Origin of the sequence: Halorientalis persicus, from assembly GCF_900110215.1 — an archaeon.
Classification (GTDB): Archaea; Halobacteriota; Halobacteria; order Halobacteriales; family Haloarculaceae; genus Halorientalis; species Halorientalis persica.
Genome location: NZ_FOCX01000016.1, coordinates 66,684 through 86,578 on the forward strand (window position 1 = coordinate 66,684; position 19,895 = coordinate 86,578).

The 19,895-nt window shown below is 61.8% G+C and carries 20 protein-coding genes and 1 tRNA gene; 16 read left to right on the plus strand and 5 right to left on the minus strand.

What is annotated here, in order from left to right; translation table 11 throughout:
• Positions 1–28 precede the first annotated feature (28 nt).
• Positions 29–316: an amphi-Trp domain-containing protein gene (locus tag BMX17_RS16065; protein WP_092661926.1), complete on the minus strand. Its 288-nt coding sequence runs from the start codon at positions 314–316 to the stop codon at positions 29–31.
• Positions 317–541: 225 nt separating this feature from the next.
• Here BMX17_RS16065 and BMX17_RS16070 point away from each other — a divergent pair, with 225 nt between their 5' ends.
• From BMX17_RS16070 to BMX17_RS16105, 8 genes are all read left to right on the plus strand, one after another.
• Positions 542–970 (plus strand): 30S ribosomal protein S12, encoded by a 429-nt coding sequence (locus BMX17_RS16070; RefSeq protein WP_077205875.1) that lies wholly within the window; start codon positions 542–544, stop codon positions 968–970.
• Positions 971–972: 2 nt separating this feature from the next.
• Positions 973–1,587: a 30S ribosomal protein S7 gene (locus tag BMX17_RS16075; protein WP_092661928.1), complete on the plus strand. Its 615-nt coding sequence runs from the start codon at positions 973–975 to the stop codon at positions 1,585–1,587.
• Positions 1,588–1,930: 343 nt separating this feature from the next.
• Positions 1,931–4,297: a carboxypeptidase regulatory-like domain-containing protein gene (locus BMX17_RS16080; protein ID WP_092661930.1), complete on the plus strand. Its 2,367-nt coding sequence runs from the start codon at positions 1,931–1,933 to the stop codon at positions 4,295–4,297.
• A gap of 460 nt (positions 4,298–4,757) precedes the next feature.
• Positions 4,758–5,486: a hypothetical protein gene (locus BMX17_RS16085; protein ID WP_139203552.1), complete on the plus strand. Its 729-nt coding sequence runs from the start codon at positions 4,758–4,760 to the stop codon at positions 5,484–5,486.
• 84 nt (positions 5,487–5,570) lie between these two features.
• On the plus strand, positions 5,571–6,059 hold the full coding sequence (locus BMX17_RS16090) for a DUF6114 domain-containing protein (RefSeq protein ID WP_211611359.1): 489 nt from the start codon (positions 5,571–5,573) through the stop codon (positions 6,057–6,059).
• Positions 6,060–6,333: 274 nt separating this feature from the next.
• Complete coding sequence (locus BMX17_RS26990; protein WP_170845440.1) at positions 6,334–8,247, plus strand: PKD domain-containing protein; 1,914 nt, start codon at positions 6,334–6,336, stop codon at positions 8,245–8,247.
• A 61-nt stretch (positions 8,248–8,308) separates the two neighbouring features.
• The gene (locus BMX17_RS16100; protein WP_139203553.1) at positions 8,309–8,983 is read left to right on the plus strand and encodes a DUF6114 domain-containing protein; all 675 of its coding nucleotides are present in this window, start codon (positions 8,309–8,311) and stop codon (positions 8,981–8,983) included.
• 88 nt (positions 8,984–9,071) lie between these two features.
• Entirely contained in the window at positions 9,072–9,470 is a 399-nt protein-coding gene (locus tag BMX17_RS16105) for a DUF6114 domain-containing protein (RefSeq protein WP_092661938.1), read from the plus strand.
• A 6-nt stretch (positions 9,471–9,476) separates the two neighbouring features.
• On the opposite strand, the gene BMX17_RS16110 is transcribed toward BMX17_RS16105, so the two are convergent.
• Positions 9,477–10,226: a DUF5781 family protein gene (locus tag BMX17_RS16110; RefSeq protein ID WP_092661940.1), complete on the minus strand. Its 750-nt coding sequence runs from the start codon at positions 10,224–10,226 to the stop codon at positions 9,477–9,479.
• A gap of 203 nt (positions 10,227–10,429) precedes the next feature.
• Here BMX17_RS16110 and BMX17_RS16115 point away from each other — a divergent pair, with 203 nt between their 5' ends.
• Together BMX17_RS16115 and BMX17_RS16120 are read left to right on the plus strand one after the other, a co-directional pair.
• The gene (locus BMX17_RS16115; RefSeq protein ID WP_092661942.1) at positions 10,430–12,616 is read left to right on the plus strand and encodes an elongation factor EF-2; all 2,187 of its coding nucleotides are present in this window, start codon (positions 10,430–10,432) and stop codon (positions 12,614–12,616) included.
• A gap of 185 nt (positions 12,617–12,801) precedes the next feature.
• Positions 12,802–13,029, plus strand: a complete 228-nt coding sequence (locus BMX17_RS16120; protein ID WP_092661944.1) for a hypothetical protein — start codon at positions 12,802–12,804, stop codon at positions 13,027–13,029.
• A 315-nt stretch (positions 13,030–13,344) separates the two neighbouring features.
• On the opposite strand, the gene BMX17_RS16125 is transcribed toward BMX17_RS16120, so the two are convergent.
• Positions 13,345–13,557: a hypothetical protein gene (locus BMX17_RS16125; RefSeq protein WP_092661946.1), complete on the minus strand. Its 213-nt coding sequence runs from the start codon at positions 13,555–13,557 to the stop codon at positions 13,345–13,347.
• Between the two features lie 300 nt (positions 13,558–13,857).
• On the opposite strand from BMX17_RS16125, the gene BMX17_RS16130 reads away from it, so the two are divergent.
• From BMX17_RS16130 to BMX17_RS25255, 6 genes are all read left to right on the plus strand, one after another.
• On the plus strand, positions 13,858–14,394 hold the full coding sequence (locus BMX17_RS16130; RefSeq protein WP_092661948.1) for an amino acid-binding protein: 537 nt from the start codon (positions 13,858–13,860) through the stop codon (positions 14,392–14,394).
• Positions 14,391–15,344 carry a homoserine dehydrogenase gene (locus BMX17_RS16135; protein ID WP_092661950.1) on the plus strand — a complete coding sequence of 318 codons (954 nt, stop codon included), beginning with the start codon at positions 14,391–14,393 and terminating at the stop codon, positions 15,342–15,344. Before BMX17_RS16130 ends, BMX17_RS16135 begins: the two co-directional genes overlap by 4 nt.
• Before the next feature lie 163 nt (positions 15,345–15,507).
• Complete coding sequence (tuf, locus tag BMX17_RS16140) at positions 15,508–16,773, plus strand: translation elongation factor EF-1 subunit alpha (protein WP_092661952.1); 1,266 nt, start codon at positions 15,508–15,510, stop codon at positions 16,771–16,773.
• Positions 16,774–16,776: 3 nt separating this feature from the next.
• On the plus strand, positions 16,777–17,085 hold the full coding sequence (gene rpsJ / locus BMX17_RS16145; RefSeq protein ID WP_092661954.1) for a 30S ribosomal protein S10: 309 nt from the start codon (positions 16,777–16,779) through the stop codon (positions 17,083–17,085).
• 119 nt (positions 17,086–17,204) lie between these two features.
• A tRNA-Ala gene (locus BMX17_RS16150) sits at positions 17,205–17,276 on the plus strand.
• A gap of 510 nt (positions 17,277–17,786) precedes the next feature.
• On the plus strand, positions 17,787–18,374 hold the full coding sequence (locus tag BMX17_RS25255) for a hypothetical protein (protein ID WP_139203554.1): 588 nt from the start codon (positions 17,787–17,789) through the stop codon (positions 18,372–18,374).
• Between the two features lie 298 nt (positions 18,375–18,672).
• On the opposite strand, the gene BMX17_RS16155 is transcribed toward BMX17_RS25255, so the two are convergent.
• Both BMX17_RS16155 and BMX17_RS16160 read right to left on the minus strand, forming a co-directional pair.
• The gene (locus tag BMX17_RS16155) at positions 18,673–19,473 is read right to left on the minus strand and encodes a PH domain-containing protein (protein WP_092661956.1); all 801 of its coding nucleotides are present in this window, start codon (positions 19,471–19,473) and stop codon (positions 18,673–18,675) included.
• 119 nt (positions 19,474–19,592) lie between these two features.
• Positions 19,593–19,895 (minus strand): transposase (locus BMX17_RS16160; RefSeq protein ID WP_139203555.1); only part of this gene is annotated, 303 nt, incomplete at its 5' end.

Sequence of the window (19,895 nt, forward strand, 5' to 3'; positions counted from 1 at the left end):
CGGCCGATACGATAGCCCTGCGAAGTAACTACTCGATTTCCAGCTGGCCACTTCCGCTGGACTCCCCCTCGGCGTTTTCGTCCCATTCGAGTTCGAACTCGATACTTCGTTCAGTCATATTGCCAGCTGGACCTTCGCGTTCAGCTTTGACCTCGAAGGTTGGTCGAGCAGGGGGATTCAGTGTGACAGACTCGGAGCCTGCTTTCAGGCTGATAGCGTTTCCGCTGTCGAGATTGTCTGCAACCTTCCGAAGGTACGATGCAATCTCTTCTCGGCTCTGGTCGCTTTCCGATTTGAACAGGACCTCTTCGGGCATACTGAACAATAGGCCGCCTGGACCGATAAGTGAACCCCCTGTACTGACCAGAAGCATCCGCGCGACCGCAAGGAGCGCGGTTCACTGAATCGAGGCCGAAGGCCGAGATTCAGCCTCTTTCACCCCTGTTTTTGTACGGGGATTGAGCGCACGCCACAGGCGTGCGCGATGTCCCCGTCGGAAAAGATTGCGTTTAAGTAGCTCGGTTGGGTACGAACGGGTACTATGGCGAACGGCAAATACGCCGCGCGCAAGCTCCGGAAGGACCGCCAGAAGCATCGGTGGTCCGACTCGAAGTACGCGCGCCGAGAGCGGGGACTTCGGGAGAAGTCCGACCCCCTGGAGGGCGCACCTCAGGGTCGCGGTATCGTGCTCGAAAAGACAGCCGTCGAGGCCAAACAGCCCAACTCCGCGGTCCGGAAGTGTGTCCGCGTCCAGCTGATCAAGAACGGCAAACAGGTGACCGCATTCTGTCCGGGTGACGGTGCTATCTCCTTTATCGACGAACACGACGAGGTCACCATCGCCGGGATCGGTGGCGCGAAGGGTCGTGCGATGGGTGACCTTTCGGGTGTCAACTACAAGGTCGAGAAGGTCAACGGCGTGTCGCTGATCGAACTCGTCCGCGGGAACGCGGAGAAACCGGTCCGCTAATCATGTCCAGCGAAGCACCAGAGCCGGAGTCCCCTGCCGGCACCGACGACGAGGAGAGCGCGCCTGCACTGCTGTTCGGGCAGTGGGAGGTCACGGACATCGAGTACTACGACCCCTCCACCGAACGGTACATCACGGTCACGCCTATCGCGCACACGATGGGTCGCCACGCCGGCAAGCAGTTCAAGAAAAGCGAGATCTCCATCGTGGAGCGGCTGATCAACCGGCTGATGCAGACCGACGAGAACACGGGCAAGAAACAGCAGGCGACCCGGATCACCCGTGAAGCCTTCGAGATCGTCAACGACCGGGCCGAGGAGAACCCGGTCCAGATCCTCGTTCAGGCCGTCGAGAACAGCGCGCCCCGGGAAGAGACCGTTCGCCTGAAGTACGGTGGCATCTCCGTCCCGAAGGCCGTCGACGTCGCACCCCAGCGCCGTGTCGATCAGGCGCTAAAGTTCCTCGCCGAAGGCGTCTATCAGGACTCGTTCAAGACGACGACCGACGTCGAGGAGGCACTGGCCAACCAGCTCATCGGCGCGGCCAACGACGACGTGAGTACCTACGCCGTCAACCAGAAAGAAGAGAAAGAGCGCGTCGCGGCAGCCGCTCGCTGATCACGCCCCCTTTCTCGGACCCGTTAGGCCACTCGAATTCGGGAGCCGTTCGGGCACCGTTCCGCAAGCAAATTCTACCGCCCGGAACCTGTTAGTAATAAACAACCGTCCATATCCGGGGAAATCCTAAGCATGATGTCCCTACCCAGTATCCCCGTAGTGGCAACGACGCCAGGACGATGTGTGGTGTGTAACGCGCACGCGTTTCGAGGCGTGCGTACTTCGAGGGAACGAGAGATGGCCCGCAGGTAGTGGGGCCTGCGGACGGGGCTGCCCTCCAGCCCCACTGTTGGGGGTCGTGCCACCACGCTGACAGTCAGCGTGCGAACAGACGGAGCAAACTATGGGATTTGACAAGGGAACGATAACTAACGGAACGGTCGTAACGATCTCCCTGTTGGCCCTCGTCGGGCTACTCGTTGTGGGTGCCACACCGGCAGCCGCACAGTCCAACGAGACTACCGACGACGGGCCACCCGAGTTCGACTTCAATATCGAAGACGGAGCGAACTTCGGGTTCGACGGGGACGACAGTAGCGGGGACGGGTCACCGTTCGACTTCAGCGGCATCGGCGACGACGACGGTGATGCCCCCGACTTCAGTGGTATCGGTGGCGACGGTGAGTCACCGTTCGACTTCGGCGGTATCGGTGAGGACGGCGACGCGCCGGACTTCGGCGGTATCGGTGAGAACGGTGACGCGCCGGACTTCAGTGGTATCGGCGAAGACGGTGATGCGCCGGACTTCGGCGGTATCGGTGAGAACGGCGACGAACCGGACTTCGGTGGTATCGGTGAGAACGGTGACGCGCCGGACTTCGGCGGTATCGGTGACGGTGATGCGCCGGACATCGGTGACGGCGACGACGGCCAGGACGGAGAGGATGGCCAGGACGGAGAGGATGGCCAGGACGGTGAGGATGGCCAGGACGGCGGCGATGGCGACGAGCCCGCCCCGGCCGACTTCCAGGTCTCGAACCTGAACGCGCCGGCCGAGGCGACGGTCGGTGACACGATCACCGTGTCGGCGGACGTCGAGAACGTGGGCGAGTCCGAGAGTACCCAGTCGGTTGCGTTTGGTGTCGACACCGACGGTGACGGTACACTGGAGGAAATCACCGCGCAGGACGCGACGCTGGCCAGCAGTGACAGCACGACGGTGACGTTCGACGTGGACACGAGTTCGCTGTCGGCCGGCACCTACACGCACGGTGTCGCCAGCGCGAACGACACCGAGACTGCACAGATCACGCTGAACTCACAGCAGCCCGACCAGCCGGCGAACTTCCAGATCCAGAGCTTGGAGACGAACTCGCCGGTGACGGAAGGTGAGGATATAGTCGTCAACGCGACGGTCGAGAACACGGGTGACCAAGAGGGCACCCAGCGGGTGACGCTGTCGGTCTTTGGCTCGACGGACCGTCCCGTCGTGACGCTGGCCGGTGGCGAGAGTCAGGAGCTTTCGCTCTCGGTTCAGACCATCAGCGGCGATGGTGGGACCTACGACGCGACTGCCGAAACGGACGACGACTCCGCCTCGGCCACCGTGACGGTGACCGAACCGGGCGCGACCGGTACCGTCGAGGGGACCGTCTCGGACGCCAGTGGTAGCGCGATCGACGGCGCGACGGTCACGGCTGGCGGTCAGTCCACGACCACTGCCGCCGACGGCAGCTATTCGCTGACGCTGGACGCCGGCGACTACACCGTCGAGGCCAACGCTCAGGGCTACAACACGTCCTCGCAGACGGTCACCGTGACCGCTGGCGGGACGACGACTGCCGACCTCACGCTGGGCGAAGTCTCCACGACCGGAACGATCGAAGGAGATGTCATCAACGTGAGTAGCGGAGCCGGTATCGGCGGCGCGACGGTTGCCGCTGGCGGTCAGTCCACGACCACGTCGGCCGACGGAAGTTACTCGCTGACGCTGACGACGGGCGAGTACACCGTCGAGGCCACGGCCGAAGGCTACAACACGTCCTCGCAGGCGGTCACGGTGACCGACGGCGGGACGGAGACGGCTAACTTCCACCTGCAGTCCACCGACCCCGACGTGGGCGTGCCCGAGTACGAGTCGTTCACGGCGTGGGTCGAGGATGGGTACCTGCAGGTCGGGGAAAGTAACTATCGTTCAGAACTACCGTCGTGTCCAGGTGGTGAACCTGCAGCAACGAACGAGAACGAAACCTGCGTGAAGTTCACGGCGGATCTGGACCCCGAGACGGGCGACTACACCGTCTCGCAGGAGAACTTCCAGTTCCCGCCAGTCTGGTTCAACACCGGGACGCTGGGCTGGACCCCAGTCAACAACACGGCAAACGGGACAATCACCGGCAACCTCGATCTCGAAACCGGTGACGGGTCGTTCAACGCGCCGATCTTCGCATACCTCGAAGATTCCGGGTTCGCGCAGTATCCCTCCTGTGGTCTAGAGGTCAATGTCCAAGGGACAACTAACACCAGCGGAGGCCTCACCGGCGAAACGGGTGCCCTGCAGTCGAATGGCACAGCCCGAGCGACGCTGGTTGACGGGGAATTCAGTATCCCCAAGGCGACCTCTGACAATTGTGGTGGTCTCGGCTTTTCCGTCAACAACGACGTGGGCCTACCCGCTGGACCCGGTGAGAACGAACTCGTTCAGGAGATCTACATCGAGTTCAGCGAGGAACCAGTCGAGGACAACCCGGACGCGCCGAGCAACAACTGATCGAACCGACGAGGTTCGATCGGCCCAGCGATTCCATTTTTATAGCGACGAGTAGACAGGATGTTCGAACGAGCGACTGGATCGTGAGTGAAAGTACCTGCGGAAAGAATTGACTAACTTGGTCACCGTTCAGTACGTATTCCTTCGGTGTCTGGTGGTTTTTGCAGACGATCGGTAGCGTGAAATTTGCACATCAGGTATGTTGATTATAAATGGCCGTCTATGTCCGGGGTAACACTGAGGGGTGAGTCAGTATGTGTGTTTCAATGACGTGGTAAGCGGACGAGACGATTGGTGCTCTCCCGCAACCGCCGACCGTGCTCTCGTGGGGAGAAATCGCGGTCGGCGCTATTCCCGTGGTGTTGGGGCCTGACACCGGTCGGGTGTTGGGCAAGAGGGGGAGGTCGACGGAACGTCGCATACCACGCGTGCATAGCGCACGAACGAGAGTGAGAAATCAATGTACGACAAAAGCATACTCGCAAAAAGTACGGGCGCATCGCTTGGGGTGGTCGCGATCGTCGGCCTGCTCTTCGTGAGCACTGGCACGGCGTTCGCGATGCCAGTCGCAGGTATCGGCGGCTTCACGATTTCGGCAGACGTGATCGAGGGGGAGGGCATGGTCCTCTACCCCGGCTCGTCCGACGCCGAAAACAGCACTGACGTTGCTGAAGTGAACGGATCGACTGGAGCCGCCGCGGATCAGTACCCGGTCGGCGTCGTCGAACTCGATAGCACCACGATCGAGGGGATGAATCTGAGGAAGGTATTCGACCTGCAGAACAATTCGGCAGGTCTAATGCCTGGTAAGGCCCGGATCGTCATCTCGGCGTCCGGCAACGTCACGTCCGAGACGCTCATGATGAAGACGCCCCAGCTGGCCGCAGAGAATGCGACGTTCTCGGGCATGGAAATCGACGAAAACACGGTCGATAAGGCTGACGACATCACGAGCTGGATGGAACTTCGTACCGACCAGGACCCCAAGGGTCCGCTCGAGGGTCCCGCCTCTGGGTTCGGTGAAGCGAAGAAAAGTTACAGTGGCGGCGACGGTGGTCCCGGTATGGTCATGAAGGACCCGTACATCCGCGCGACCTACCTGGCTACCGACAGCATCAGCATCCCCGGCATGGCGCTCGAGGTGCAGTACGACAACGACAACGACGGGGACTACGAGTGGGCCAGCTAACGACAGCCAACTAACTAACCAACCGTTTTTTATACCGCAGTAGCCGCGAGATTTTAGTGCGACAACACGAAAGAGAGAGAAACAATGTCTGTTCGAGCAAAACTCTGGCACACGGTTCCGGGTCCGATCCGCCGTCGTATCGACGACCGACGCAGTCGGTTCAGCGAGTGGCGAGAGGGTCGTCCGTTCATGGGCGCGCTCCTGTTGATGATCGGTGGGCTGATCATCGGCTGGGTCCCGATCCAGTTCGCGACCGAACTGGCCATCATCGGTGGCTCGTTCACCGTCATCGGACTCGTGTTCGCCGCCATGGTGTTCCTGACCGGTGCCTTCGTCATGGCCCGGCCCGAGATGTCGACGATCTTCGGCGTCATCGGGATCGCACTGTCGATCCTCTCGCTCATCGGTGCGCTGGGCGGGCTGTTCGTCGGGATGCTCGTCGGCATCGCCGGGGGGAACCTCTGTGTCGCCTGGCGTCATCCCGACCCGGACCACAGTACCGGTACCGGACCCGGCAGTCCGGACGCGGGTGCCAGCGAGGACGTGCAGTTCAGCTGGCAGGGCGACCAGTAAACAGGATCGGTCCGCCAGGCACCGCTTCCGACAGTTTCGTCGGCACCGGAACCCGTCGCCGGGATTATTATTAAGGACCGGCCATATCCGGGGTAAGGTTCAGCATGGAATCTTGTATTGATTGGAGCAACGCGCCTTTGAGCGGGCGAGGGGGTTGGGGACTGCCCGTGGGACGGCACACAACGAGCGATTGTTAACTATGTACAACCGGAAACGCATCGCGCGGGGGGCTGGAACCGCCGTTGCGACATGGGCATTGATCGGACTGTTGGTAATGTCGACCGGCGTCGCGTTCGCACTGCCGCTGGCCGGCGTAGGCGGGTTCAACATCACGGCGTCACAGATCACCGCGGACGATATGGTGTTGTACCCTGGCGTCGGGAATACGGATTCCGAAGAGAACTTTCCACAGACGGTGGTCCAGCTGTCGAACACGGACATTCAGGAGTTCGGATTGACCAAGGATCTCGACATGGGGTCGCTCCCGATGTCACCGCTCCCGGGCACGGTACGGATAAAGTTCATGTCTCCGGGTGGGACAGATGGCGGGAACATCCTGGTGAAATCGACCGCACTCCGTTCCGACCAGGCTACCTTCAACGACTTTCTGACCAACGACACGAACGCGTCCGACGCGCGCGGTCGCTGGAGCATCAGGTCGGACGGGCCGGTCACGCTTCAGGGGACGGATCGTAGCGGCGTCCAGATCCGCGCTCACTACCTGGCGGCCGACCGGATCTCCATTACGGACCTCCGGTTTTTCGCCTGTTACGATGCCGACGACGACGGGACGTTCGAGTGGGGGCCGTGTAGCGCAGACACGAGCGCTGGCGACGGGAGCGGCAACACTGGACCCACGGCCGACGCCGAGGCCAGCGAGACGACGGTCGGGGCCGGTGACACGGTCTCGTTCAACGGCTCGGGATCGAGCGATCCGGACGGGTCGATCGCGTCCTACGAGTGGGACTTCGGCGACGGGACGACCGCGACGGGACAGCAGGCCACGCATACGTACGACGAACCGGGTGCCTACACGGCGCGGCTGACGGTGACCGACGACAACGGTACGACGGCGATCGACTCGGTGACGGTCGTCGTCGAGGGTAACGATCCGCCGATGCCGAGCCTGACCGCTTCCTCGACGACGGTCGAACCGGAGCAGTCGATCACCTTCGACGGCGCGGGGTCGAGCGATCCGGACGGCTCGATCATCTCTTACGAGTGGGACTTCGGCGACGGGACGACCGCGACGGGTCAGCAGGTCACCCACGCGTACGCCGACTCGGGCAGTTACGCGGCGACGCTGACGGTGACCGACGACGACGGTGCGACAGCCTCCAATTCGGTCAGTATCACCGTCCAGGGCGACGACTCGCTGATCGCGAGCGCGGCGGGCAGCCCGGGTGAGGTGATGACCGGCGATACCGTCACCTTCGACGGCTCCGACTCCTCGGCCAGCAACGGCACGATCACGTCCTACGAGTGGGACTTCGGCGACGGGACGACCGCGACGGGCCAGCAGGTCACCCACACGTACGACACGGCCGGCGAGTACACGGCGACGCTGACGGTGACCGACGACGACGGCGACACGGCGACCGACACCGTCACTACGACCGTCACCAACAACACCTCACCGACTGCTATGCCGTCGGTGGAGAGTAGTACCACCGAGGCCGGCGTCGAACTCGCGTTCGACGGCTCGGGGTCGAGCGATCCGGACGGGTCGATCGAGTCCTACGAGTGGGAGTTCGGTGACGGAAGTACGGCCACTGGTACGTACACCACCCACGCCTACAGTTCGCCCGGCGAGTACACGGCGACGCTGACGGTGACCGACGACGACGGCGCGACCGACACGGCGACCGTCACGGTCACGGTCGACGAAAACGACGCGCCGACCGCGAGCGCGTCGACCAGTTCCACGTCGGTCGAGACCCAGTCGGAGATCACTTTCGACGGCTCGGGATCGAGCGATCCGGACGGGTCGATCGCCTCCTACGAGTGGGACTTCGACGGTGACGGAACCGTCGAGGCCACCGGCGAGCAACCGACCTACTCGTACTCGTCGGCGGACACCTACACGGTGACGCTGACGGTGACCGACGACGACGGTGCGACCGCGACCGACACTATCACGATGAACGTCGAGGAGTGCGGGTTCCTCGGTTGGGACTGGACGTGCTGATAGTTTCACCGCCACACATCGTCGAAAGACAAAAGCGCGTCCGGAGTACAGTTCCGCTGGCATGGTAACGTCGTCGGGGGGCGGATCGTCGGTTCGGGACTGGCTGGCTGATCCACGAGGGGAGTTTCGCCGCTGGCGACAGCCACGACCGATACTCGGGAGCGTACTGTTGTTGCTGGGGGCTGCGATCATCGGCTGGGTTCCGATCCAGTTCGCCGCCGAGTTGCTGTTCATCGGTGGGACGTTCACGATCGTCGGGCTCTTTTTCGCCTCGCTCGTGGCGTTTTGCGGGCTCGCGGCTCTCGCGAAGCCGGAGTTCGCGTCGATCTTCGGTGTGTTCGGTATCGCTTTCGCCACACTGTCGCTCGTCGGGGCGCTCGGCGGCTTCTTCCTCGGCATGATCATCGCTACGGCTGGTGGTGTCCTCTGTTACGCCTGGGAGCCGCCGGCCGAGTTCGGCATCGACGTGAAGACGGTGTCCGAGGCGTCGGAGTTCATCTGGGGCGGGACATCCGAGTTCATCTGGGGTGGCACGTCGGGGTTCATCTGGGGGAAGACCTCAGAGTTCATCTGGCAGACCGACGACGAGAGCGACGACGACGGGGACGAGAAAGACGACGGGAACGAGGGCGACCTGGGCCTCGGACTCGATCTGACGGAGGCCGACGACGCGTCAGTCTCCGACGCGGACGACGAGGTCGAGGCCGGTGACCTCGACGACAGGTTCAAACTATAATCGAGACGGATTCCCCGCGCCACCGTACGCGGGGTGGCAGTTGACATTCTAGGACAACTGTTTTCACGCTGTCACTGTCAGCACGTCTATGGACGAGGGTCGGGTGGCGACGGCGCGCGAGCGCTGGGTCGCGTTCGACGAGTGGCGTCGGCAGCGCCCGTTCTGGGGCGGGACGCTGTTGATTCTCGCCGGACTCCTGACTGCGTACCTGCCCGCGGCCTACGACGAGTTCGTCCTCTTTGCCGCGGGCTCGTTCACCGGGTCGGCGCTCCTGTTGGGCGGATCGCTCGTCGTCTGTGGCCTGCTCGTGCTCGCCGTCCCGTCGCTGTCGTCGGTGCTGGGGGGGCTGGGGATTCTCCTGGTGACGGTGTCGCTGTTCGGTGCGCTCGGGGGGTTCGTCGTCGGGTCGGTGCTGGGTGGGATCGGCGGTATTCTCGCGTTCGCCTGGACGGCTCCTGAGGGGAATAAATCCCGAGACGAAGAGTAGGCGGAGTCAGTCAGCCGCTCGCGGTTCGTCGATGGCGTACTCGCGGGTCACGTCGACGAGGGCCTTGCGGTACTCGCTCTCGTCGGGGTCGTCGGCGAGCGAGCGGAACCGGTCTTTGAACCGCTCGAAGCGGATGCCCGGGGCGTCCTGCGCGGCCGCGTGCGCGAGGTCGTACAATCGGTGGTCCGGCGAGACGAGGCCGTGGCGCTCGACCAGTGCGAGGGCGAAGGCGGCGTTGACGGCGGTGATCTCGGGGTCGGCCGCCGGAGTGAGCCGGGTCCCGCTCGTCGGGTCGGCCGGGCGGTCGGCCAGGGCCGTCGCCAGACTCGATTCGAGGAAGGCGACGAGTTTGTCCGCCGGGGCAACCGATAGCGTCAGGTCGTCGGCGTAGATGTCTTTCATGTGGTTGGCGATCTGGTAGCAGTGGGTGAGCTTCCGGCGCTCGACGCTGCGCCCGGAGAGGGCGAGATAGAGCGCTTCCTCTGTGGACTGGGTGTGTGATGGGTGGCCCTGTTCGTTGCGATGCATATGCGCGAACTCGTGGAGCGCCAGTTCGCGGGCCATGGCGCTGCTGGCAGCCTGCCGGGAGATCGAGAGGTCGTGCCCTTCGGTGTCGTGGCTCGTCCGGGTTCGCTCGTCGGGGTCCTCGCGGACGTAGACCCAGACCGGGCGGTCGAGATCGTACTCGGTCTCGAAGAGATCACGTGCGCTGCGAAACGGCTCCGTCGGCCCAGTACCCTGCACGCGAACGTCCATGTCTTGCCGTAATATGAGAGCGACGCGTATCACTTTTGCGGGCGGTCCGATGCCCGCCGGTGGTTACGGCCCCGTCGGTTCCCGTCCCCGCGCCGCCACCCGATTTCGAGTGGAACGGTCGCTCCGCGGCCAGTTTCCGGCGGGTTCGGCCGCTGGGGCAAACCACTTCACTTTTGACCCTGCTTCCGATACGGTTGGGTATAATGGGCCGACGCAAGAAGATCGTACAGGAGTGCGAACGGCTGATGGACGAGCCGGAGAACATCCGGAACATCGCCATCGCCGCGCACGTCGACCACGGGAAGACGACACTTACGGACAATCTGCTGGCTGGTGCGGGGATGATCTCCGACGAGACGGCCGGCGAACAGCTCGCGATGGACACCGAAGAGGACGAGCAGGAACGTGGGATCACCATCGACGCGGCGAACGTCTCGATGACCCACGAGTACGAAGATACCAACCACCTCATCAACCTCATCGACACGCCCGGCCACGTCGACTTCGGGGGCGACGTGACCCGCGCGATGCGTGCCGTCGACGGCGCGCTCGTGGTTGTGGACGCCGTCGAGGGTGCCATGCCCCAGACCGAGACGGTCCTGCGGCAGGCACTCCGCGAGGGAGTCAAGCCCGCCCTCTTTATCAACAAGGTCGACCGCCTCATCTCGGAACTCGAAGAGGGTCCCCAGGAGATGCAGGAGCGACTGACTGCGGTCATCCGCGACGTGAACGACCTCATCCGCGGCATGACCGAGGAGATGGACGACATCGACGACTGGACCGTCTCCGTCGAAGACGGGACCGTCGGCTTCGGGTCTGCGCTCTACAAGTGGGGGGTCTCCATGCCGTCGATGCAGCGCACCGGTATGGACTTCGGCGACATCATCGACCTCGAACGGGCCGACAAACGCCAGGAACTCCACGAGCGGACGCCCCTGGCTGACGTCGTGCTCGACATGGTCTGTGAACACTTCCCCAACCCCATCGACGCCCAGCCGATGCGTATCCCGCGTGTCTGGCGTGGCGACGACGAGTCCGAGCTCGCCGAGACGATGCGTCTCGTCGACGAGGACGGCGAAGTCGTCCTGATGGTCACCGACATCGGTGTCGACCCCCACGCCGGGGAGATCGCCGCCGGTCGTGTCTTCTCGGGAACCATCGAGAAGGGTCAGGAGCTGTACGTCTCCGGGACCGCCGGCAAGAACCGGATCCAGAGTGTCGGTATCTACATGGGTGGCGAGCGCGAGGAGGTCGACCGCGTTCCCGCCGGGAACATCGCCGCCGTCACCGGCCTGAAAGACGCCATCGCCGGTTCGACGGTGTCGAGCGTCGAGATGACCCCGTTCGAGTCCATCGAACACATCTCCGAGCCGGTGATCACGAAGTCCGTCGAGGCCCAGCGCATGGACGACCTGCCCAAGCTCATCGAGACGCTCCAGCAGGTCTCCAAGGAGGACCCGACGATCCAGATCGAGATCAACGAGGACACCGGCGAGCACCTGATCTCCGGGCAGGGTGAACTCCACCTGGAGGTCATCACTCAGCGTATTGAGCGCAATCAGGGTATCCCCGTGAACACCGGCGAACCGATCGTCGTCTTCCGCGAGGCCCCGCAGGAACCATCGCGCGAAGTCGAGGGCATCTCGCCGAACCGCCACAACCGGTTCTACATCTCCATCGAACCGCTCGGCGACGACGTCGTCGAGACGATCAAGATGGGCGAGGCGTCGATGGATATGCCGGAACTCGAACGGCGTGAGGCGCTGATGGAGGCCGGTCTCGACAAGGACACGGCACAGGAAGTCGAGACCATGCACGGCACCAACATCCTCATCGACGACACGAAGGGGATCCAGCACCTCAACGAGACGATGGAACTGGTCGTCGAGGGGCTCGAAGAGGCCCTCGACGACGGGCCGCTGGCCGCCGAGCCGGTCGAAGGCGCACTCATCCGCCTGCACGACGCCCGACTCCACGAGGACGCTATCCACCGCGGTCCGGCACAGGTCATCCCCGCCGTTCGGGAGGCCGTCCACAACGCCCTGATCGACGCCGAGATCCGCCTGCTGGAGCCGATCCAGGAAGTCCGGATCGACGTGCCCAACGACCACATGGGTGCCGCCTCCGGCGAGATCCAGGGTCGTCGTGGCCGCGTCGACGACATGTACCAGGAAGGCGACCTGATGGTCGTCGAGGGCGTCGCGCCCGTCGAGGAGATGATCGGCTTCTCCTCCGACATCCGCTCCGCCACCGAGGGCCGTGCCTCCTGGAACACCGAGAACGCCGGCTTCCAGGTCATGGCCGACAACCTCCAGCCCGACCAGATCACGGAGATCCGCGAGCGGAAGGGCATGAAGACCGAGCTGCCCGAAGCGATCGACTACTTCTAACCCACTTTTTACGTCGGGGGGTTCGCGGAGCGAACCCCCCATCGCAAAAACTTGGGGAAAAACTGCCGCGAGCGCGGCACGGCCGCGCTCGCGGGTGCTGCGCTCGCTTCTTTACCGCACTGCACCACTCCGCGACCGCACCGCACTTGACCAACTTTACCCCGTAGCGGTCCCTACGGCATGGTATGTCGCTGCTCCACCAGGTGCTGGACATCCTCATCGGCGGCCTGATCGCCGGTCTCACGCACTTCATGTTGAATTTCGCCATCGCCGACCCGAACCTCCCCGTGACGATCGGCGTCATCCTCGCGAGTATGTACTACTTCTCGCGGAACCCGTGGGGCGCGAGTCGAGAACAGGGGAAACAGTGGAACGAGCGGATCGACGCGATGTATGAGCGAGTGCTCCCATGACCGTCCGCCGAGCGCGGAGCGCGAGGCGGTTCACTGCCGACGAACGCCGACGGCGTGAGTCGGCAGGTGTTTTATACTAAATTTTGCGAGGCGTGGTGCCCGCAGGCTGCCAACGGCAGCCGAGGACACCCAACGAAGTAAAATTTAGATGCCTACTACTTCTCGCGGAATCCGTGGGGTGCGAGTCGCGCGCAGGGGAAACAGTGGAACGAGCGGATCGACGCGATGTACGAGAAAGTGCTGCCGTGAGAAACACGGCGTCGATAGCGTTCCCCAGTGTCGCTTTCCCCGAACGACCTGTCGAGTCGGGCGTGCTCATCGAGTAATTATCGGGCTAACCCGGCGCCAGGTGAAAACGAGGGCCGTCGCAAGTCCCACCGTTATCGCCATCGAGGAAACTCCCATCTCGATCGAGGTGACGAAATTTTCCGTGGTGAGGAACACGGCAGTACTGACGATGAAGAATACTCCTACAGCGAAGATCAGCCATTCTGTCGGGGACTGGGGTGCGGAAACGGTTCCGGACATACCTGTTTCAAAACGGTTGGATAAATAGTACTTTTTGGGAAGTGGAATGCTCACGGCGTCGATGGTCTGTACGTGGCAGGGATCCGTTCGCGCTCGTTGCCCACATTCGCGAGCGCGCCGTGCTCGCGAACCTTCCATCAGCGGTCTCCGGAGACGTTTTTGGGTCAGGCGGAGCGCGAAAAAGGGGGGTCTTATGTCGATCCGTGTGTCAGATGGAGGTATGACCAGTGACGGGACCGGAGTTCGGTCGTGGCGGTATCTACCAGACGACGGACTTCGCGGGGCGGGGGTGGCCCGCGAATGAACGACGCACACGGCGACGAGGTCCACGCCTACACGATCCGGCTGGAACTCGTCGACGAACCGGGCGAACTACTGCGGGCGCTCGGTCCGATCGCCAACAACGGGGGGAACCTGCTCTCGATCTTCCACGAACGGGGGAACCTGACACCGCGGGGGCACATCCCGGTCGAGGTGGACTTGGAGGCGACGCCCGAGCGGTTCGACGATATCGTCGAGGCGTTGCGCGACGCGGGGGTCAACGTCATCCAGGCCGGTGCCGAACAGTACAGCGAGGAACTCACGGTGATAATCGTCGGTCAGCTCGTCCAGACAGACCTGTCCGATACGCTGTCGGCGATCCAGGACGGGACCGACGCCTCGGTGACCGACGTGTCGCTCTCTGCGCCCGAGGGAACGGAGAACGGCGCGAGCGCCCGGCTCCGGCTGGCGACACAGAGCGGCGAGACCGACAGCGTTCTCTCGGCGGTCCGGTCGGTGGCGGCGGAGAAAGACCTCCGTGTCATCGAGCCGCTCACGGGAGGTGATGCGGCGTGAGACTCGCTATCGTCGGTTCCGGGGCCGTCGGTCGCTCGGTCGCGGAACTCGCCGGCGGGTACGGCCACACTGTCACCGCGCTGGCGGACTCTGGCAGTGCGGCCGTCGATACCGACGGGATCGACGTGGCCGCCGCGCTGGAGCGCAAACGCGAGGACGGACAGGTCGGGACCGCCGACCCCGAGGACGCACTCGACGGCGAGTACGACGTGCTCGTGGAGGCGACGCCGACGACGCTGGGGGACGCCCAGCCCGGCTTCGGCCACGTCCGGACCGCACTGGAACGGGATCGCCACGCCGTGCTGGGCAACAAGGGGCCGGTCGCGGAGCGGTACGACGAGCTTCGCGACCTCGAAGCCGAGAGTGCGGGGGCGATCCGGTTCGAGGCGGCCGTCGGTGGTGCCATCCCCGTGCTCTCGACGGTCGAGGACTTCGGACCGGACAACATCGTCGCCGCGCGCGGCGTCCTCAACGGGACGGCCAACTTCGTGCTCACCCGGATGGCCGCCGAGGGGCTGGACTACGAACACGTCCTCGCGGAGGCCCAGGACATGGGCGTCGCGGAGGCCGACCCCTCCTTCGACGTGGAGGGCACCGACGCGGCGCTGAAGTGCGTGATCCTCGCCAACGTCCTCGCACAGGGCGAGCGGACCTACCGACTGGAGGACGCCGAGGTCGAAGGGATCACGGACGTGCCCGGGAGCGCGCTGGAGCTGGCTCACGAGGACGGGCGGACAGTGCGTCTCATCGGCGAGGTCAGCAGTGATGGCGTGCGCGTGGGCCCGCGCCTCGTCTCCGAACACGGCGACCTCGCGGTCGGCGGGACGACCAACATCGTCCAGTTGGAAACCGACCACGCCGGCCGGCTCAACCTCAGCGGGCGGGGCGCGGGCGGGCCCGAGACTGCGACCGCCGTCCTCTCGGACGTGGGACGACTGCCGGAACTGTGAGCGGTCGCCGACCCGTTCTCACGCACCCGATTTCCGCCCTCGTCGTGTGACACTCTCCCAAATCGCACGACGGCGGCGGGACGGCGAACGACATCTATCGAAATCGTTTTAACTGCCACCACCAAAAGACTCCGATATAGCGCCTCTGCGCGTGAGATAATCAATGAGCGAAGAACGCCACCAGAACTTGGCCATCATCGGCCACGTGGACCACGGAAAGAGTACGCTGGTCGGACGCCTCCTCTACGAGACGGGGAGCGTACCCGAGCACGTCATCGAACAGCACAAGGAAGAAGCAGAAGAGAAGGGCAAGGGCGGCTTCGAGTTCGCCTACGTCATGGACAACCTCGCCGAGGAGCGTGAGCGCGGGGTCACCATCGACATCGCCCACCAGGAGTTCAGCACGGACGAGTACGAGTTCACCATCGTCGACTGTCCGGGTCACCGTGACTTCGTGAAAAACATGATCACGGGCGCGAGCCAGGCCGACAACGCCGTGCTCGTCTGTGCGGCGGACGACGGCGTCCAGCCCCAGACACGCGAGCACGTCTTCCTGGCCCGTACCCTGGGTATCGACGAGCTCATCATCGGCATCAACAAGATGGACCTCGTCGACTACGAGGAAGGTCGCTACCGGGAAGCCGTCGACGAGGTCACGGAACTGCTCAAGCAGGTCCAGTTCAACCCCGACGACGCCAAGTTCATCCCGATCTCGGCGTTCGAGGGCGACAACGTCGCCGACGACTCCGACAACACGCCGTGGTACGACGGCCCGAACCTGCTCGAGGCACTCAACGATCTGCCCGCGCCCTCGCCGCCGACGGACGCCGACCTCCGGCTTCCGATCCAGGACGTCTACACGATCTCCGGGATCGGTACCGTGCCGGTCGGCCGCGTCGAGACGGGGATGCTCAACACGGGCGACAACGTCAGCTTCCAGCCCTCCGACGTGAGCGGCGAAGTCAAGACCATCGAGATGCACCACGAAGAGGTGCCCGAGGCCGGCCCCGGTGACAACGTCGGGTTCAACGTCCGCGGTATCGGCAAGGACGACATCCGCCGTGGTGACGTCTGTGGCCCCGCCGACGACCCGCCGTCGGTCGCCGAGACCTTCCAGGCACAGATCGTCGTGATGCAGCACCCGAGCGTCATCACCGCCGGCTACACCCCGGTCTTCCACGCCCACACGGCACAGGTCGCCTGTACCATCGAGTCCATCGACAAGAAGATCGACCCCTCGACCGGCGAGACGGCCGAGGAAGAGCCGGACTTCATCCAGTCGGGCGACGCGGCGGTCGTCACCGTCCGTCCCCAGAAGCCGCTCAGCATCGAGCCGTCCTCCGAAATCGAGGAACTCGGCTCCTTCGCCATCCGTGACATGGGTCAGACCATCGCGGCTGGTAAGGTCCTGAGCGTCCAGGAGCCCTAACGCATGCAGCAGGCTCGCGTCAGGCTCGCAGGCACGAGTCCCGAGGATCTGGACGACATCTGCGACGACGTCCGTGAGATCGCCTCGAAGACGGGCGTCAAGCTCAGCGGCCCGGTGCCGCTCCCGACCAAGACGCTGGAAGTTCCCGCCCGGAAGTCCCCCGACGGTGAGGGGACCGCCACGTGGGAGCACTGGGAGATGCGCGTCCACAAGCGACTGATCGACATCGACGCCGACGAACGCGCGTTGCGGCAGCTGATGCGGATTCAGGTGCCCAACGACGTCTCCATCGAGATCGTCCTCGAGGACTAACGAACCGGATCGCCCGCGTTCGTTCCGGTGGATCGACCACCGTCTCACGCGCGAGGCTCTCGCGCTTTCGAGGACCGGAACGGAAGCTATAACGGCGTCGATACGCAACCCACGAGTGCGGGCTCGTAGATCAGCGGTAGATCGCTTCCTTCGCAAGGAAGAGGCCCTGGGTTCAAATCCCAGCGAGTCCATTCGGCTTACGCCGACACCGCAATTACCACACGGCGCTTGATTTTGCGCCTTTGCTTAAGTACCACAGTGCCAGTAACGGCAAACCTGCGGTAACTTCTGCCGGGTACAATTGCACCCGTCGTGGTAGCGGCACCGTCACCGTCTGTTGGTGGCTACAATTATCGAGGGGAACTTGCGATTTAGGTGTTTGGGTGGAATGCCTCTGATTTCTCCATGCGGTAAACGTCGGGAAGGGCGAGAATGGGGAGAGAGCCGGTTAGAACATCAAACTCTCCCCAGTGCGCGTGCAAACGTTAGTCCGTGAGAAAATTTCTCACCAAAACCGCCACGCGTAGGGTCTGTCAAAAATAAAACAAAATTGATAAATGATTGGACCTTCTCTACTCGTATGAGTAAGTTTTCCAGCTGGCGCATTCCGGTGAGCGGCGCAAAGAAATCGTTCTCGTCCGCAATCTGATCTTGGTAGTTAGATCTACCTGTGCCATCCTGGGAAACTGAATAGAATATCTATGAGTGTTACAACCACCCAGAGCGACGGCTATGCCCCGGAATCACAGCGGTTTGTCGATTGGTCTAATTTTAAAGAAAACCGCTGGAAGTACGTAGGGGAGACTCAGCCCGTCCCGGAGCCCAACATCTGGACACCGGATCATAGCAACGCAACGGTCATCCGTTATGATAAGGACTGCCAGCAGGATCCCAAAAAACGAAAGAAGTTCAAACGACTTTCAGAGTATAATTCTGGACTTAGAAACGGTAAGTGGACTAACCAAGACTACAACACCTACCTCCTGAATGAACATCTGATTTGGTCACTTATTACTCAATTAGATCTAAACCCCCGTTACCAACAGAAAGCGGCCGGACTATTCCATAGTTTCAATCTACAAAAATTTGGTGTCTCTGCTAACATCGTTGCTTACTGCACCTGTGCTGTAGTAGTCCATCAAGCAGATAATGAGAGGAACTGCCACCCATGGTCAAAGAATAGAGATTCTGAGTTTGAGAAAATCGCCTCGTGTGAAGGATACCAGGAGAAAGAGCTAATCAGTATATACAATAAGATTAGCCAAACACCTGAGAAGTACCAGGGATAAACCCCCTCCCCCCGTATATATACCCCATATCATTCGACTATAGTGAGGGAACAGGGAGTGAACACTCACGTTCCCAGTAACGATTAACAAGGCGGTTACCGGCGGGAAGGACCCCGCAGACGGATACCTTGCTGTTACCGAGGGCGGTTAACCGAAGCGGGTAAGATGCGGCCGGCTCCTTCCTGACGTTTACAGCACGCTTTTGACGTACGGATTACAGCCGATTTGCCACGGCTTTCTTGATCCGCCTGTAAGAGGACTCCAAGCTTCTGTATTTAATCTACGTCGCCACTTGCGTTCAAATCCGGTCCAATAGTTCTGATTTCTTTTCGTTGAATTCGCTTTCTGAGAGAGTACCGTCCTCTCGTAATACCTTCAATCTCTCCAGTTTATCAAGAGGATCGTCGTTTGTTTCGTTGCTGTCTGAATTGCCGCCCTGGTTTACTTCGTTGCGCCGCTGGCGAATATATTTCAATGCGTCACGGCATTCCTCTTCTTCAGTCAGAGTACCTGAAATGTGGTATGTCCGACCATGAGTCTGTAGTGTAAGGCGCTTGTTGGTCCCCATTACGTCGAGATCCATTCCTGTGATAGAGTCATATGGAATGTTTCGTTCGTCGTTTCCTGTAAATTGCTGGACAACCACGAATACTCGATTGTCCGTTATTACTGTGAAGCACCGGTTGTCAAAAAATGACATTTTCCGGCTTCGATCATTCCCTAACAGTGACGAGCTGTCGCCACCTCCTTCAACATCTATTGTCTGCCCTTCGATGATATGATGCGGCTGTTCATCATCATCTAAGTGGTCCAGCAGGTAATTTCCATCTTGTCGGTTAATCTCCTTCCGCAAGAGGTCATCCGTAACAGACTGTCCGTTTGCGTCAGCTACCAATTCTTCCGTGATTTCTTTCCCGTATTCTTGATCACCGGCTTTGCTCGGGGTAAACCGGTTTACTTCGGTGAATTCTGTTTCGTAGCCACACGACTGACAAACGACTGTAGAATCAATCATTCCGCCATTGAGGTTGTCGTCTCCGCATTCCGGGCAATCATCGAGGTGAAAATCTGCATTCTTGATTTTATCAAAGATTCCCATCCCAGGTTAATGTCAGCACCAATACTTAATTCCTGATGTCAAAAAACAGACTAAATTCGGCATAAATTCCAGTGTTAGGTACTTTCAGCTATCGCTCTTGTGAAGCACGTTGTTGATTTTTAGAGGACGGCGTCGAGAGCATGTTTGAGTGCTTCGTCACCTGGTTTTCTGTAGAGTTCGCGGCGGAGCTGAAAGGCTTTGAGATACGGCGTTAGCTTGTCTTTTGACACTCCTCGGTGGGGCGAGAGCCACCGTCGCGTCAGCGACGCGTGGCTCTCGCAGGTGTTGACATGGATGTCGCCGTCAGCGTATTCTCCGTCACTATGGACGACGTATTTGCGGGTGAAAGCGTCGTCCTCGTCGAGTGGATCGTAGGCCCGAAATCCGTCCGTATAGACGGTCAGCGACTCCTTGTTGTGGTC

Bases quoted from the DNA above. Each gene is read 5' to 3' on its own strand.
- BMX17_RS16065 (WP_092661926.1), bottom strand. From the start codon at position 316: ATGCCCGAAGAGGTCCTGTTCAAATCGGAAAGCGACCAGAGCCGAGAA.
- BMX17_RS16070 (WP_077205875.1), top strand. From the start codon at position 542: ATGGCGAACGGCAAATACGCCGCGCGCAAGCTCCGGAAGGACCGCCAG.
- BMX17_RS16075 (WP_092661928.1), top strand. From the start codon at position 973: ATGTCCAGCGAAGCACCAGAGCCGGAGTCCCCTGCCGGCACCGACGAC.
- BMX17_RS16080 (WP_092661930.1), top strand. From the start codon at position 1,931: ATGGGATTTGACAAGGGAACGATAACTAACGGAACGGTCGTAACGATC.
- BMX17_RS16085 (WP_139203552.1), top strand. From the start codon at position 4,758: ATGTACGACAAAAGCATACTCGCAAAAAGTACGGGCGCATCGCTTGGG.
- BMX17_RS16090 (WP_211611359.1), top strand. From the start codon at position 5,571: ATGTCTGTTCGAGCAAAACTCTGGCACACGGTTCCGGGTCCGATCCGC.
- BMX17_RS26990 (WP_170845440.1), top strand. From the start codon at position 6,334: ATGTCGACCGGCGTCGCGTTCGCACTGCCGCTGGCCGGCGTAGGCGGG.
- BMX17_RS16100 (WP_139203553.1), top strand. From the start codon at position 8,309: ATGGTAACGTCGTCGGGGGGCGGATCGTCGGTTCGGGACTGGCTGGCT.
- BMX17_RS16105 (WP_092661938.1), top strand. From the start codon at position 9,072: ATGGACGAGGGTCGGGTGGCGACGGCGCGCGAGCGCTGGGTCGCGTTC.
- BMX17_RS16110 (WP_092661940.1), bottom strand. From the start codon at position 10,226: ATGGACGTTCGCGTGCAGGGTACTGGGCCGACGGAGCCGTTTCGCAGC.
- BMX17_RS16115 (WP_092661942.1), top strand. From the start codon at position 10,430: ATGGGCCGACGCAAGAAGATCGTACAGGAGTGCGAACGGCTGATGGAC.
- BMX17_RS16120 (WP_092661944.1), top strand. From the start codon at position 12,802: ATGTCGCTGCTCCACCAGGTGCTGGACATCCTCATCGGCGGCCTGATC.
- BMX17_RS16125 (WP_092661946.1), bottom strand. From the start codon at position 13,557: ATGTCCGGAACCGTTTCCGCACCCCAGTCCCCGACAGAATGGCTGATC.
- BMX17_RS16130 (WP_092661948.1), top strand. From the start codon at position 13,858: ATGAACGACGCACACGGCGACGAGGTCCACGCCTACACGATCCGGCTG.
- tuf (WP_092661952.1), top strand. From the start codon at position 15,508: ATGAGCGAAGAACGCCACCAGAACTTGGCCATCATCGGCCACGTGGAC.
- rpsJ (WP_092661954.1), top strand. From the start codon at position 16,777: ATGCAGCAGGCTCGCGTCAGGCTCGCAGGCACGAGTCCCGAGGATCTG.
- BMX17_RS25255 (WP_139203554.1), top strand. From the start codon at position 17,787: ATGAGTGTTACAACCACCCAGAGCGACGGCTATGCCCCGGAATCACAG.
- BMX17_RS16155 (WP_092661956.1), bottom strand. From the start codon at position 19,473: ATGGGAATCTTTGATAAAATCAAGAATGCAGATTTTCACCTCGATGAT.